This is a genomic window from Nocardioides sp. YR527 (genome assembly GCF_900101045.1).
Lineage (GTDB): Bacteria > Actinomycetota > Actinomycetes > Propionibacteriales > Nocardioidaceae > Nocardioides.
On the sequence record NZ_FNFN01000005.1, the window covers coordinates 175,689 to 190,114 of the forward strand.

General features: G+C 71.3%; 14 protein-coding genes. 12 read left to right on the forward strand and 2 right to left on the reverse strand.

Annotated features, from left to right (window positions below; translation table 11 throughout):
- The first annotated feature begins 12 nt into the window (after window positions 1–12).
- The 3 genes from BLT25_RS16420 to BLT25_RS16430 are packed head-to-tail and all read left to right on the forward strand — an operon-like array spanning window position 13 to window position 2,910.
- Window positions 13–978 (forward strand): PDR/VanB family oxidoreductase, encoded by a 966-nt coding sequence (locus BLT25_RS16420; protein WP_256328629.1) that lies wholly within the window; start codon window positions 13–15, stop codon window positions 976–978.
- A gap of 14 nt (window positions 979–992) precedes the next feature.
- Window positions 993–2,015, forward strand: coding sequence for an aromatic ring-hydroxylating oxygenase subunit alpha (locus tag BLT25_RS16425; protein ID WP_091048034.1), 1,023 nt, complete (start codon window positions 993–995; stop codon window positions 2,013–2,015).
- A gap of 4 nt (window positions 2,016–2,019) precedes the next feature.
- Complete coding sequence (locus BLT25_RS16430) at window positions 2,020–2,910, forward strand: LLM class flavin-dependent oxidoreductase (protein WP_091048036.1); 891 nt, start codon at window positions 2,020–2,022, stop codon at window positions 2,908–2,910.
- Here the strand turns inward: BLT25_RS16430 and BLT25_RS16435 are convergent.
- Complete coding sequence (locus BLT25_RS16435; protein WP_143033778.1) at window positions 2,864–3,805, reverse strand: LysR family transcriptional regulator; 942 nt, start codon at window positions 3,803–3,805, stop codon at window positions 2,864–2,866. The two genes, BLT25_RS16430 and BLT25_RS16435, sit on opposite strands and share 47 nt — an antisense overlap.
- 111 nt (window positions 3,806–3,916) lie before the next feature.
- On the opposite strand from BLT25_RS16435, the gene BLT25_RS16440 reads away from it, so the two are divergent.
- The gene (locus BLT25_RS16440) at window positions 3,917–5,005 is read left to right on the forward strand and encodes a class I SAM-dependent methyltransferase (protein ID WP_091048041.1); all 1,089 of its coding nucleotides are present in this window, start codon (window positions 3,917–3,919) and stop codon (window positions 5,003–5,005) included.
- 11 nt (window positions 5,006–5,016) lie between these two features.
- On the opposite strand, the gene BLT25_RS16445 is transcribed toward BLT25_RS16440, so the two are convergent.
- On the reverse strand, window positions 5,017–6,285 hold the full coding sequence (locus tag BLT25_RS16445) for a cytochrome P450 (RefSeq protein ID WP_256328631.1): 1,269 nt from the start codon (window positions 6,283–6,285) through the stop codon (window positions 5,017–5,019).
- Between the two features lie 169 nt (window positions 6,286–6,454).
- Here BLT25_RS16445 and BLT25_RS16450 point away from each other — a divergent pair, with 169 nt between their 5' ends.
- Genes BLT25_RS16450 through BLT25_RS16485 form a run of 8 tightly spaced genes read left to right on the forward strand, consistent with a single transcriptional unit; the run spans window position 6,455 to window position 14,413 of the window.
- Entirely contained in the window at window positions 6,455–7,273 is an 819-nt protein-coding gene (locus BLT25_RS16450; RefSeq protein WP_091048044.1) for an acetoacetate decarboxylase family protein, read from the forward strand.
- Window positions 7,270–8,766, forward strand: coding sequence for an aldehyde dehydrogenase family protein (locus tag BLT25_RS16455; protein ID WP_091048045.1), 1,497 nt, complete (start codon window positions 7,270–7,272; stop codon window positions 8,764–8,766). Before BLT25_RS16450 ends, BLT25_RS16455 begins: the two co-directional genes overlap by 4 nt.
- Complete coding sequence (locus BLT25_RS16460; RefSeq protein ID WP_091048048.1) at window positions 8,759–9,718, forward strand: DODA-type extradiol aromatic ring-opening family dioxygenase; 960 nt, start codon at window positions 8,759–8,761, stop codon at window positions 9,716–9,718. The genes BLT25_RS16455 and BLT25_RS16460 overlap by 8 nt, the downstream gene beginning before the upstream one ends.
- Before the next feature lie 21 nt (window positions 9,719–9,739).
- Entirely contained in the window at window positions 9,740–10,600 is an 861-nt protein-coding gene (locus tag BLT25_RS16465; protein WP_091048049.1) for a fumarylacetoacetate hydrolase family protein, read from the forward strand.
- Between the two features lie 12 nt (window positions 10,601–10,612).
- A complete protein-coding gene (locus BLT25_RS16470) occupies window positions 10,613–11,545 on the forward strand; it encodes a TIGR03619 family F420-dependent LLM class oxidoreductase (protein WP_256328632.1) in 933 nt (310 codons plus the stop codon).
- A gap of 14 nt (window positions 11,546–11,559) precedes the next feature.
- Complete coding sequence (locus BLT25_RS16475; RefSeq protein ID WP_091048822.1) at window positions 11,560–12,267, forward strand: type 1 glutamine amidotransferase; 708 nt, start codon at window positions 11,560–11,562, stop codon at window positions 12,265–12,267.
- Window positions 12,264–13,070 carry an SDR family NAD(P)-dependent oxidoreductase gene (locus BLT25_RS16480; RefSeq protein ID WP_091048054.1) on the forward strand — a complete coding sequence of 269 codons (807 nt, stop codon included), beginning with the start codon at window positions 12,264–12,266 and terminating at the stop codon, window positions 13,068–13,070. The genes BLT25_RS16475 and BLT25_RS16480 overlap by 4 nt, the downstream gene beginning before the upstream one ends.
- On the forward strand, window positions 13,070–14,413 hold the full coding sequence (locus BLT25_RS16485; RefSeq protein ID WP_091048056.1) for an aldehyde dehydrogenase family protein: 1,344 nt from the start codon (window positions 13,070–13,072) through the stop codon (window positions 14,411–14,413). Before BLT25_RS16480 ends, BLT25_RS16485 begins: the two co-directional genes overlap by 1 nt.
- The last annotated feature ends 13 nt before the right edge of the window (window positions 14,414–14,426 follow it).

Genomic DNA, 14,426 nt, shown 5'->3' on the forward strand with positions numbered 1-14,426 from the left:
AGGAGATATCAAGTGACGACGCAGCCCATCGTCCGCGAGTTCGAGGCGGACCTGACCATCGTCGAGGCGGTCGAGTCGGCCACCGACGTACTGACCCTGACCCTCGCGGCGGCCGACGGCTCGGCGCTGCCGCCGTGGACACCCGGTGCGCATGTGGACCTCGTCCTCGGCGACGGGCTGGTGCGGCAGTACTCCCTGTGCGGGAGCCCGTCCGACAGCGGCCGCTGGCGCGTCGGGGTGCTCCGCACCCCGGACAGCCGGGGCGGCTCCAAGGCGGTGCACGAGCTCGGGACAGGGAGCGTGGTCCGCGTCCGGGGGCCGCGCAACCACTTCCCGATGGTCGCCTCGCCGCGCTACCTCTTCATCGCCGGCGGCATCGGGATCACCCCGATGCTGCCGATGATCGCCGAGGCCGAGGCCTCCGGTGCCGACTGGCGCCTCGTCTACGGCGGCCGCTCGCGCTCCTCGATGGCCTTCGTGGACGAGCTCGCCGGGTACGGTGACAAGGTGACCCTGCTGCCGCAGGACGAGGCGGGCTTCCCCGATCTCGACGCCCTGCTGGGGGCGCCGGAGCCGGGGACGCTGGTCTACACCTGCGGCCCCACCGGCCTGCTGGACGCGGTCGAGGCCGGATGCGCGTCGTGGCCGTCGGGGAGCCTCCACCTGGAGCGGTTCGCCGCCAAGGCCGCCGAGCCGGACGCGGGCGGCGACAGCGAGTTCGAGCTGGTCCTCCAGCGCTCGGGTCTCACCCTGACCGTGCCGGCCGACAGGTCGGTCTTCGAGGTGTGCCGGGACGCCGGGGTCAGTGTCGTCGGGTCCTGCCTCGAGGGGGTCTGCGGCACCTGCGAGACCGAGATCGTCGAGGGCGAGGTCGACCACCGTGACTCGATCCTCAACGACGAGGAGAAGGAGTCCAACGAGTTCATGATGATCTGCGTCTCCCGGTGCCGGACCGACCGGCTGACCCTGGACCTGTGAGGAGGTACGCCGCCATGAGAGACCACGGCACCACCGGCTACCCGCACAACGCCTGGTACGCCCTCGCCGCCTCCACCGAGGTCGGCACCACGCCCTTCGGCACCCGCGCCCTCGGTACGCCGATCGTGCTCTTCCGCACGGGCGACGGCTCCGTCGTCGCCCTCGGTGACCGAGACGCGCACCGGCCCTACCCGCTCAGCCTGGGCAGGGTCGAGGGCGACACGATCGTCTCCGGCTACTCCGGGTTCGCCTACGACCGCACCGGTGCCTGCGTGCGGGTCCCGTCGCAGGCCCAGGTCCCCTACGGCGCGCAGGTGCCCGCCTACCCGGTCATGGAGGAGGGCGGGCTCGTCTGGGTCTGGCTCGGCGAGCGGTCGTTGGCCGAGCGCCGTCCGCCCGTCGCGACCCCGTGGCTCACCGATCCGGCCTGGGAGACCTTCGGTGGGCAGTGGGAGACCGCTGCCGACGTACGCCTGCTGCACGACAACTTCGCCGACATCACCCATGTCGCGGTCGTCGACCCCGTCATCTCACCCCCGGCACTCACCGGCGTCGCGCCGGCGCTCGAGGTCGAGATCACCGAGACGACGGTGCACTTCCACCGCGACTGGCCCGCGGCGCCGATGCCGGAGTGGCAGGCCAAGCTCACCGACGTGCCGCCCGGCGCCGCCTTCCCGCAGCGCGAGGAGGGCGCCTTCCTGGCGCCGGGGCTGTGGACCGACCGCTGGGACGTCCAGGTGCCCGAGGAGCAGGGTGGGCCGCAGACGTTCTGGTTCACCCATGCCGTGACCCCCGTCGACGGCGGCACCACGCGCCACATCTGGCGGGTGAGCCGCAACTTCGCCTCCGCTCCGGAGGTGACCGACATGATCCGGCCGATCTTCGAGTCCTACTACCTGAAGGTCCGCGAGATCCTCGAGACCATGCAGCGCGTCATCGACCGCGACGGCTACGGCGAGGACGTCAACGTCGCCGCCGACGCCGCTGCCCTGCAGGTCCGCAAGATCCTGCGCCGCCTGGTGGCCGACGAGGGCTGAGCCGATGGAGTACGGCGCGCACCTGCCGCTGCTCGAGCCGCTGGACCGGCCGGGCGGCGCGTGGGACGTGGCCGGACTGACGAGCTATGCACGAACGGCGCTGGAGCTCGGTTTCCGGGCGCTGGCCGCCAACGACCACCTGCACTTCCCACGGCCATGGCTCGACGGGATCGTCGCGCTGGCCGGTGTGCTCGAGGCCAGCGGCGACCTCACCCTCGCCACCACCGTCGCGCTGCCCGCGATCCGTGGACCCGCGGCGCTCGCGAAGGCAGCCGCCGCCCTGGACGTCCTGTCCGGAGGGCGGCTCGTGCTCGGCGTGGGCCCCGGCTCCTCGCCGACGGACCATGCCCTGGCCGGGCTGGAGTACGAGGACCGCTGGGCGGCCTTCGAGGCCTCGGTGCGCGCACTCCGGGCGCATCTGGGTCGGTCACCGGGCACTGGGGTGCCGGTGCTCGAGCCCCGGCCGGTGCGTCCGGACGGACCGCCGATCTGGATCGGAAGCTGGGGATCGCCGGCCGGGCTGCGCCGAGTCGCCCGCCTGGGCGACGGCTGGCTGGCTTCCGCCTACAACACGACGCCCGCGCAGGTCGCGTCCGGCCGGGCGGCGCACGGACTTCCCTGCGCGGTCGCGACGATGTGGACCTTCGTGACCGACGATGCGGGCGAGGAAGCGCGGTGGCTGGGCCGACTGGCCGCGCTGCTCCGCCGCACGGAGGACGACCTGCGTGGCCGGGTCCTCGTCGGCCCGCCCGGGAGGTGCGCGGCACTGCTGCGTGCGTACGCCGAGGCCGGCACGGACCTGCTGTTCGTGTGGCCCGTGGCCGACCACGAGCGTCAGCTCGAGCGCGTCATGCGTGAGGTCGTCCCTCTCGTGGGCGTCGCCGGCCCCGGGTGAGGTCGAGGAGGATCCCGGTCATCGCGGTGACCGGCGGCGGCACGGGCTCGCCAGGCGGGTGGGCGATGCCGATGCGGCGTACCGGAGCGTCGGTGGCCAGGTCGCGCACCACGACCCCGGGCGAGGGGAAGGACGCGGCGAGCCCGGGCACCACCCCGACACCGAGTCCGGCGGCCACGAACGCCTGCACGGCGCGGTGGTCGTCCGTGGTGAGCAGGGTGCGCGGCTCGAAGCCCGCGACCCGGCACCCGTGCAGCAGGATCCGGAACCAGGCGCTGCCCGGCCGTCCGCCGATCCAGACCTCGTCGGAGAGGTCGGCCAGGGACAGCGGCGTCGTGCGCCGCGCCAGCCGGTGGCCGTCGGGGAGCAGCACCCGGTAGGGATCGTCGAACAGCGGCACCGTCGCCAGCCGGCCGAGGGTGTCGTCGGGCGCCGTCGGGTTCTCGTAGACGACGGCGAGATCGAGCTCGCCCGCGGCGAGCCGAGGGAGCAGGTCCTGCATGTGGTCGTCCACCACGGTGAGCACCAGGTCGGGAGCGGCCGCACGCAGGCTCCGCACCGCCTCGGGGACGAAGGTCGTCAGCGCCGTCGGGAAGCTGCCCAGCCGGAGCCGTCCGGCCCGCCGGCCGCTGATCGCGGCGAGCGCCTGCTCCGCACCTTCCAGCTGGGCCATGATCGCTCGGCCGTGCCGGACCAGCACGGCGCCGGCCTCGGTGAGCTCGACCGGTCGGGTTCCCCGGTCGACGAGCGGCAGCCCGGCCTCGCGCTCGAGCGCCGCGACGTGCTGGCTGACCGCGGACTGGGTCAGGCCCAGCGCCCGCGCCGCAGCCGAGAACGAACCCTGGGCGGCAACCTCGCACAGGACGCGTACGCCTCTCACCTGGCCTATCAGCATCACTAATACCTCGTTAGGAACCTCCGTTGATCCTAATGCCGCGCGGTCCTAGCGTCAGGGCACCTTCCGAGCGGACCGACCGGTCGGAGGAGAAACCTGAGGGGGAGCATCATGAGCACCAGCCAGATCGACACCGGGGAGATCGACACCGGGGATATCGACACCGACAAGCTGATGGCGTTCGTCTTCCGCGCCGTCGGGGAGGTCGGGGCGACCCTCAACTGCGCGCTGGTGCGCATGGGGGACGAGCTCGGCTACTACCGCGACCTCGCCGAGCACGGTCCGACCACGCCCGAGGAGCTCGCCGCCCGGACGGAGACCGGGCTGCCGTACGCCCGGGAGTGGCTCAGCGCGCAGGCAGCCGGGGAGTTCGTCACCTTCGACGCCGCCACCGAACGCTTCACTCTGCCGCCCGAGCACGCCGTCGCGCTGACCGACGAGACCAGTCCTGCGTACCTGCCGGGCTTCTTCCAGATCGCCCTCGGCACGGCTCGCGACTCGCACCGGGTCATCGACGCCGCCCGGAGCGCCACCGGTCTCGGCTGGCACGAGCACAACGGCGACGTGCACGAGGGCTGCGAGCGGTTCTTCCGCCCGGGCTACGCCGCGAACCTCGTCCCGGCCTGGCTCCCGGCGCTCGACGGCGTCGTCGAGAAGCTCGAGGCGGGGGCGCCGGTCGCCGATGTCGGCTGCGGCCACGGCGCCTCCACCGTGCTGATGGCGACGGCCTTCCCGCGTTCGGTCTTCACCGGCTCGGACTACCACGCGGACTCGGTCGCCACCGCCCGGGAGCGTGCCGCCGTCGGCGGTCACCTCACCTTCGAGGTGGCCTCGGCGACGGAGTTCTCCGGCGACGGCTACGAGCTGGTGACCATGTTCGACTGCCTGCACGACATGGGCGACCCGGTGGGAGCCGCCCGCCACGTACGCAGCGCCGTCGCCCCCGACGGCACCTGGATGATCGTCGAGCCGGCCGCCGGTGACCACCTCGAGGACAACCTGAACCCGGTCGGCCGGGCCTACTACGGCTTCTCCACCCTCCTGTGCACGCCCGCCTCGCTGTCCCAGCCGGTCGGTGCCGCCCTCGGTACCCAGGCGGGGCCCACCCGGATCCGGGACGTCGTGACCGCAGCCGGGTTCACCAGGTTCCGGATCGCAGCGCAGACGCCGTTCAACAACGTCTACGAGGTGCGCCCCTGAACCGGCCGCGCTCAGTCGTTGGTGGTGACCTTGACCGGGAGGGTCTTGATCCCGTTGACGAAGTTGCTGCGGACGCGGCGTACCTCGCCGTTGAGCTCGATCGTCCTCAGCCGGGGGATGAGCTCCTCGAACATCAGCCGGATCTCCATCCGGGCGAGGTTGTTGCCCATGCACAGGTGCGGGCTGCCCTTGCCGAAGGTGACGTGGTCGATGTTGCGACGGGTGACGTCGAAGTCGTAGGGGCGCTCGAAGACGTCCTCGTCGCGGTTGCCGGAGGCGAACCACATGACGACCTTGTCGCCCTCCTTGATCTCCTGGCCGCCGAGCTCGACGTCGCGGGTGGCGGTGCGACGGAAGTGGTAGACGGGTGAGGCCCAGCGCAGGAACTCCTCGACCGCGTCCGGGATGAGCGACGGGTCGGCCTGGAGCTTGGCGAGCTGCTCGGGGTGCTCGAGGAGGGCGAGCATCGAGTGGGTGATCGTGTGCCGGGTGGTCTCGTTGCCGGCGACCACGAGGAGCAGGAAGTACGAGTCGTACTCGGAGGCCGACATGGCCTGGCCGTCCTCGGGGATCTTGTTGACGAGCTGACTGACCAGGTCGTTGCCGTCGCCGCCCCTGCGGTCCGCGGCGAGCTCGCGGCCGTAGTCGAAGACCTCCTGCGAGACGGGGGAGCGGAACGGCAGGTGCTTGTACTTCTCGCTCTCCGGGTCCGAGATCAGGATCTTCGCGTGCTCCGGGTCGGTGAAGCCGATGATCTCGTTGCCCCAGTCGATGAGCTGGCCCGTCTTCTCCTGAGGTACGTCGAGCAGCCGGGCCAGCACCTGGATCGGGAAGTCCGCGCTGACGTCGGCGACGAAGTCGAACTCGCCCTTGGCGAGCGCCGCGTCGACGGTCGCGCGGGTGATGTCACGCAGCAGCGCCTCGTAGTTGCGCATCAGGTTGGGCCGGCTGAACTCGCGCGAGATCAGCTTGCGCAGCGCGCGGTGGCGGACGCCGTCCATCTCGAGGATGGAGCGGCGCTCCTCCTGCAGGTCCTCGTCCACCTCCTCGAGGTTGACGAAGTTGGTCGAGGTGAAGGTCTCCGGGTCCTTGTCGACGGCACAGATGTCGGCGTGGCGGGTCACGGCCCAGAAGCCGCTGCCACCGTCGGTCTCACGCTGGAAGTGGACCGGGGACTCCTTGCGAAGAGTGTCGAGCATGCCCCAGGCCTCGGGGCCCGTGAAGCGGTCGAGATCGACGAGGTCGACATCGGCCAATGGGACGTAGGGCGGCTTGTCCACGGCTGGTCTCCATCCGTTCGGTGCGTTGCGGGGCAGCGCTTCTCCATAGATCGTTTGGATCCGAACAATATCTCCGGACAAGTTTGCTGGCAAGGGTGGTCTTTCGGTCCGGCTGTGACTATCGTACGGATCCGAACGATCTTTCTTCTCGACCTGAATCTGAGGCCCGATGAACAACACGAAGGGGTTCTTCTACCCCCGCACCGCGACTGGTCAGTCGTCCGTGATCCCGTCGCCGCCGTGGTACTACTCCGGCGACCTCCTCACGGTCGAGTACCGCACCGATCCGGCTCGCGTCGCCGAGCTCCTGCCTGAGCCGCTCGAGCTCGCCCCGGAGGATCCGGGTGCGGTGGCGCTGATCTGGGCCGACTGGCAGTCCTGCTCCGGCAGCCGTGAGGAGCTGCTCGACCCGGTGCGCTCGCAGTACAAGGAGGCGTTCGTCGTCGTCCGCTGCTCTTTCGAGGGCGTCACCTACTCCCGCTGCGTCTACATCTGGGTCGACAAGGACTTCGCGATCGCCCGCGGCATGCACCAGGGCTATCCCAAGAAGCTCGGCTCGATGTGGCAGACCCGGCCGCACCCCTTCGCCCACGCCGCCCCGCAGGTCGCCGCGGGCGGTGTCTTCGGCGCCACCCTCGCCGCCGGCGACCGCCGCTTGGCACAGGCCGTGCTCACGCTGCGCGAGGAGTCGCCCACCAACGGCTTCGTCAACGGCCACCCGATGGCCCACCACCGCGTCTACCCGGGCATCGCGAAGGACAGCCCGGATGCGTACGTCGAGCTGATCGCCTCCGGCGCGAGCTCCTTCGAGGCCGGGCCGGCCTGGACCGGCGACGTCGAGCTCGAGCTCTTCGAGTCCCCGACCGAGGAGCTCCACCGCCTCCCGGTCCAGGAGATCATCGGCGGCTACTACCGCCAGGTCGGCGTGGTCTGGGACGGCGGCAGCTCGCTCGCCGACCTCACCCCCGCGAAGGAGGCGGTCCGATGAGTTCAGACATCGCCGTGGTCGAGGGTGTCGAGGTCGACACCCGCCACTGGATCGGTGGCCGGCGGGTCGCCTCCGCCGCCACGTTCACCGACGTCTCGCCGATCGACGAGACCCCGCTCGCCGAGGTCCACGCCGGCACGGCGGCCGAGGTCGACGCCGCGGTCGCCGCGGCGCGGGCGGCCTTCCCCGCGTGGGCGGCCCTGTCGGTCAAGGAGCGCAGCGACATCCTGCGGGCCGTCGCCGACGGCATCGAGGCACGGATCGAGGACCTCTCCGTCGTCGAGACCCGCGACAACGGCTCGTTGCTGCGCTCGCACCGCCGCGGCGTCATGCCGCGCGTCGCGATGAACTTCCGCTCCTTCGCCGACTTCGCCGAGCACCAGCTCGGCCACCCCGACATGGAGGTGCCGGGCCGCGGCCACCGCGAGCGGATCACGTACGACCCGGCCGGCGTGGTCGCGATCATCACGCCCTGGAACGCGCCGCTCATGCTCGCCAGCTGGCGGATCGGTCCCGCGCTCGCCGCCGGCAACACCGTCGTCGTCAAGCCGCCGGAGTGGGCGCCGCTGACCGCGAGCCTGCTGGCCGACATCATGGCCGAGGCCGGCGTACCCGCCGGTGTGTTCAACGTCGTGCAGGGCACCGGCGTCGACGCAGGTGCACCGCTCACCGCGCACCCGGACATCAACCGGCTCGCCTTCACCGGGTCCGTCCCGACCGCCGGGGTCATCTCGAAGTCCACGGCGGCCAACATCGTGCCGTTGTCCTACGAGCTCGGGGGCAAGTCGCCGCTGATCGTCTTCGAGGACGCCGACCTCGACCTCGCGGTCGAGCTGGCGGTCGAGCAGTTCGACAACGCCGGCCAGGTCTGCCTCAAGGCGGCCCGGATGATCGTGCACTCCTCACTGGTCGAGGAGTTCACCGAGCGGGTCGTCGCGGGCGCCGCGCAGCTGGTCCAGGGCGACCCGCGCGAGGAGTCCACCGACGTCTCCGCCCTGGTCTCCCGGCGCCACTTCGAGCAGATCTCCGGGTTCGTCGAACGTGCCGTCGCCGACGGTGCCCGCCCCCTGCTCGGCGGCGGTCCCAACCGCGAGCTCGGCGGGCTCTACTTCCGGCCGACGATCCTCGTCGGCGCCGCCCCCGACGCGGAGATCATGACCGAGGAGGTCTTCGGTCCGGTCGTCACCATCGAGCCCTTCGACACCGAGGCGGAGGCGGTCGCCAAGGCCAACGACACCCGGTTCGGACTCGCCGCGACACTGGCCACCGGTGACCCGGAGCGTGCCGAGCGGGTCTCGAAGCAGCTGCGCGCCGGCACGGTCTGGGTCAACTGCTTCTTCGTCCGCGACCTCAACGCGCCGTTCGGCGGCAGCGGCCGCTCCGGGATCGGCCGCGAGGGCGGCATCTGGTCCTTCGACTTCTACACCGACATCAAGAACAGCGTCTTCTCGCCCACCGGCTGGGCGGGGCAGGGAGGTGGATCCGATGGGTGAGGTCGTCGGCGCGGGACTGATCGCGCACGTCCCCACGATCGTGCTGCCGGAGGAGGTCCGGCGAGAGCTCAACAACGGCGAGGACTCGACCCTGGTCTCGGGGCTGCAGCAGCTGCGGCGCGAGGTCTTCGACGTCGTCGACTACGACACGGTCGTCGTCCTCGACTCGCACTGGGCCACGACCGTCGAGTGGGTCGTGACGGCGCAGGACCGCCGCAGCGGGCTGTTCACCTCCGAGGAGCTGCCCCGCGGGATGTCCCGCCGGCACTACGACTTCCCCGGAGACCCCGAGCTGGCCCACCTGATCGCGAGCAGGGCTCCCGAGCACAGCACCTGGATCACCGCGATCGACGACCACTCGCTGCCGATCTTCTACGCGACCACCAACGTGTGGGAGTTCCTCGGCCAGGGCCTGCCCGACAAGAAGTGGATCTCGATCGGCGTCTGCCAGACCGCCGACGGGGAGGACGCCCTACGCCTGGGCCGGGCCCTCGGCGCGGCGATCGCCGAGTCGGACCGCAAGGTCCTCCTCATCGCGAGCGGCGCCATGTCGCACACGTTCTGGCCGCTGCGGAAGCTGCGCGACCACGAGGCGGCCGGCGTCGAGCACATCTTCACCCCCGAGGCCGCCGCGGCCGATGCCGAGCGCATCGACTGGTTCAAGCAGGGCGACCACGCCCAGGTGCTCGACACGATGGACGAGTTCTACCGGTTCAGGCCGGAGGCACGGTTCCAGCACTACCTGATGATGATCGGAGCCCTCGGCGAGGTCGACTGCACCGCACCGGGCCGCCAGTACGGCGAGTACGAGAACTCCGTGGGCACCGGCCAGGTGCACCTGTGGTTCGACCGACCCGAGGGTGGCTTCCCGGCCGCCCGCCCGACCCCGACCGACCCCGACTTCGTACGCCAGACCACTGCCCCGGGATCCGACATCCCGGCCGCCGGCTGAGCCCCGAGAGGAACCACCGAGATGACCACCGAACACCGCCGGATCCTCCTCGACGGCAACGCGGTCGACGTACGCCGTGAGGGTGAGAGCCTCGTCGCCGGCGACGGCCGCAGCGTCGCGATCGCAGACGCCACCCACCTGCCACCGGTCACGCCGAGCAAGATCGTCTGCGTCCACCTGAACTACTCCTCGCGGGTCGAGGAGATGCTGACGACGCTGCCGCCGGCACCGACGTACTTCCACAAGCCGGTCTCCGCGCTCAACGCCCACGACTCCGCCGTGGTCCGGCCGCAGGGCTGCAAGTGGCTCAACTACGAGGGCGAGATCGCGATCGTCATCGGGAGGACCGCGCGCAACATCTCGCCGGAGGAGGCGGGGGACTACATCCGCGGCTACTCCGTCGGCAACGATTACGGCCTGCACGACTTCCGTGACACCGACTCCGGCTCGATGCTGCGGGTCAAGGGCGCCGACACGCTGTGCCCGATCGGCCCCGGCATCGTCGAGGGCTGGGACTTCCACGACAAGCGGATCCGCACGATCGTCAACGGTGAGGTGCGCCAGGACGGCAACACCGACGAGATGAAGTGGGACATGCACTACCTCGTCGCCGACATCGCGCGCACGATCACCCTGCAGCCCGGCGACATCCTGATGTCCGGCACCCCGGCGATCTCGCGCACGGTCTACCCCGGCGACGTCGTCGAGGTCGAGGTCGAGGGGCTCGGCACCCTGCGCAACCACATCGTCGAGGGTCCCACCCCGATCCGCAGCGACGTCGGCGCCCAGCCGACCGAGAGCGAGGAGGTGCTCTCGACCGCCCAGGGTGGCGACTGGGAGTTCCGCGGCATCCGCAAGCCCGACCTGTCGAACACCCACTGAGGCGTCCTCCTGATGCCTGCTCCCCGGATGCTGATGATCCTCAGCGAGAACTGGACGATCACCGACGGCCGCAACCTGAACGACCTGGTCACCTGGTCCCGGATCGCCGAGGACACCGGCTTCGACTCGGTGATGATCTCCGAGCACGTCGTCCTCGGCCCCGACGCCAGCGACCTGGGCGTGATGGGCAACCCCCGTGACTACGCCATGCCCGGCAACCAGGACCCGCTGATGCCGTGGCCGAGCTCGCTGATGGTGTTCTCCGCGATCGCGAGCGTCACCGAGCGGATCCGGCTCGTCGGCGCCGCGGTGCTGGCCCCGCTGCGCCATCCGCTGATGCTGGCCCGCGAGCTGGGCACCCTCGACCTGATCTCGCGGGGCCGCCTGGTCGTCCAGCCCAGCGTGAGCTGGAGCAAGGACGAGTACGCCGCGCTCGACGTGCCGTTCCGCGAGCGCGGCAGGATCCTCGACGAGCAGCTCGAGGTGATGGATCTGGTCTTCAGGCAGTCGCCGGCCACCCACCACGGCCGTTACTTCGACTTCGAGGACATCTACCTCGAGCCGAAGGCCTTCCGCCCGGACGGGCCGCGGATGTGGTTCGGTGGTCAGCGCGCCCACGGCGCGGTCGTCGAGCGGCTGGTGAGGTACGGCCACGGGTTCCACCCGCTCGGGCGACCGAGCGCCGCGGACCTGCGGGTGATCCGGGACGCCATGGCGGCGGCCGGCCGGGACATGGCCGAGCTCGAGATGGTGGGTGGGGTGCGCTACCGCTTCCCCGACGACCACTCCCTGGCGGACCTGGGGGAGTCGATGGACTCCATCCCGGAGCAGCTCGAGCAGGGGTTCACCACGATGTGCATCAAGCCGTCGATGTACATCGACGACAAGTCCCAGATGGAGGCGTTCTGCAAGGACGTCATGAAGCGTGCGGAGGCGATGGCCTGATGACGACGGACCTGATGACGACAGAGACGAAGCGGCTGCTGCTCCTCGGACACGACTACCTGGCGGCAGGAGGGATCGAGGCGCGGTTCGCCGAGCGTGGCTACCAGCTCGAGAGGGTCCAGGTGATCCCGCCCGACCGCTTCGAGGACCCGGGCGTGGACGTCGACTTCCCGGACCCGCGCGACTACGACGCGGTCCTCGTGCTCGGTGCCCGATGGAGCGTCTACAGCGACCAGGTCGCCTCCTGGGTGAAGCCCGAGCTCGAGCTGCTGGGTACGGCGGACGAGGCCGGCGTACCGGTCTTCGGGATCTGCTTCGGCGGCCAGATGCTGGCCCAGGCACACGGCGGGGAGGTCGTCGCGTCGCCGGCGCCGGAGATCGGTCCGCAGGTCGTGGCTGGGATCCCGGCTGTCGCCGGGATCTGGACGCAGTGGCACCACGACCGGTTCGTCCCGCCGCCCGACGCGACGGTCGTCGGTGCCAACGCCGCGGCCCCGCAGGCGTTCGTGCTCCGGCGCAACCTCGCCGTGCAGTTCCATCCCGAGGTGGACGCGGACAGCGTCCGCGGTTGGGTCGAGGACGGCGGCGCCGAAGACGCCAGGGGCCGCGGGCTCGACCCCGAGGTGCTCCTGGAGCACGTCGCGTCCCTCGACGCCGACGTACGGGTCCGGGCGGCCGCGCTCGTCGACTACTTCCTCGACCAGGTGGCATCGAGCCGATGAGCAGGGTCGTCCTCGTCACCGGCGGAGGCACGGGCATCGGCGCCGCGGTCGCCCGGCTGCTCGCCCGGGGTGGCGACCGGGTCGTGATCTGTGGTCGCCGGGAGGCGCCGCTGCGCGCGGTCGCCGAGGAGACCGGCGCCCAGGTGATCGTCGCGGACGTGAGCAAGCCCGAGGGCATCGCGCGGGTCGTCGACGGCACGATCGCGACGTACGGCCGGCTCGACGGCCTCGTCGTCAACCACGGGATCATCCACGTCGGCCGGGTCGACGAGGTCACCCCCGAGCAGTGGGACGAGACACTGCGGGTCAACCTCACCTCGCCGTTCCTGCTGGTCCGGGAGGCGCTCCCGCACCTGCTGGCCGCCCGCGGCGCGCTCGTCGCGGTGTCCTCGGTCGCGGCGCTGAGGGCCAGCGACGGGATGGCGGCCTACTCCGCCAGCAAGGCCGGGCTGCTGCTGCTCACCCAGTCGCTCGCCGTCGACCACGGCCGCGACGGCCTGCGTGCCAACGCCGTGTGCCCGGGCTGGACCGAGACCGAGATGGGTGACATGGAGATGGCCGAGCTCGGTGCCGCACGCGGCGTCAGCGCCGACGAGGCGTACCGGCTCGCCACCGCGATCGTCCCGCAGCGCCGGGCTGCCCATCCCGACGAGGTCGCCGCCACGGTCGGCTGGCTGCTCTCCGACGCGGCGTCGTACGTCAACGGCGTCGTCCTGCCCGTCGACGGCGGTTCCTCCGTCGTCGACCCCGGCACCATCGCCCTCGACCCACGCGTGTCGATCGACCTGAACCAGGAGCCCTGATGACCGAGTACGCCGTCCGCAACCCCGCCACCGGAGAGCTGGTCGAGACCTATCCGACCGCCACCGACGCCGACGTGGCCGCGGCGGTCGCCGCCGCGACCGCCGCCTACGACACCTGGGGTCGCACCTCCACCGTCGCCGACCGCGCCGCGCTGCTGGCCCGCGTCGCGGAGCTGCACCGCGAGCGCCGCGACGAGCTCGCCACGGCGATCCACGAGGAGATGGGCAAGCCGCTGGCGAGCGCGGCCGGTGAGGTCGTCTTCTCCGCGTCGATCTACGACTTCTACGCCGAGCGCGCCGAGCGGTTCCTGGCCGACGAGGCGATCGACCTGCTGGGTGGCGAGGGCACTGCGGTCGTCCGGCGCAGCTCGGTCGGCCCGCTGCTCGGGATCATGCCGTGGAACTACCCGGTCTACCAGGTCGCCCGCTTCGCCGGCCCGAACCTGGTCACCGGCAACACGATCGTGCTCAAGCACGCGCCGCAGTGCCCGCGCTCGGCCGCCCTGCAGGAGCAGATCTTCCGCGACGCGGGCTTCCCCGACGGCGCCTACGTCAACCTCTACGCCACCAACGAGCAGATCGCCGACGTGATCGCGGATCCGCGCATCCAGGGGGTCTCGCTGACCGGCTCCGAGCGTGCCGGCGCCGCGGTCGCCGAGATCGCCGGTCGTCACCTCAAGAAGTGCGTGCTCGAGCTCGGTGGCTCGGACCCGTTCGTGCTGCTCTCCGCCGACGACCTCGACGCCACCGTCGAAGCCGCCGCGAACGCCCGGCTCTCCAACGCCGGCCAGGCGTGCAACGCGGGCAAGCGGTTCGTGGTCGTCGACGAGCTCTACGACGCGTTCATCGAGCGGTTCACCGCGCGCATCCTGGAGTCCGGCGCCAGCCTGGCGCTGTCCTCGGTCGCGGCGGCCGACGGGCTGGCCGCGCAGGTCGATGCGGCGGTGGCGGCGGGCGCCACCCTGGCGACCGAAGGCGAGCGGTCGGGCGCCTTCTTCCCCGCGGGCGTGCTCACCGAGGTCACGACCGAGAACCCGGCCTACCATCAGGAGCTCTTCGGCCCGGTCGCGATGGTCTTCCGGGCCGCCGACGAGGCGGACGCGGTCCGGATCGCCAACGACACCCCCTACGGCCTGGGCTCCTACGTCTACACGACCGACCCCGAGCAGGCCGCCCGCGTCGCGGACGCGCTCGACACCGGCATGGTCTTCGTCAACGCGGTCGGTGCCGAGGCGGCCGAGCTCCCGTTCGGCGGCGTCAAGCGGTCGGGGTTCGGCCGCGAGCTCGGTCGCTACGGCATCGAGGAGTTCGTCAACAAGAAGATGATCAGAACGGTCCGCTGACCGTCACGGCGCG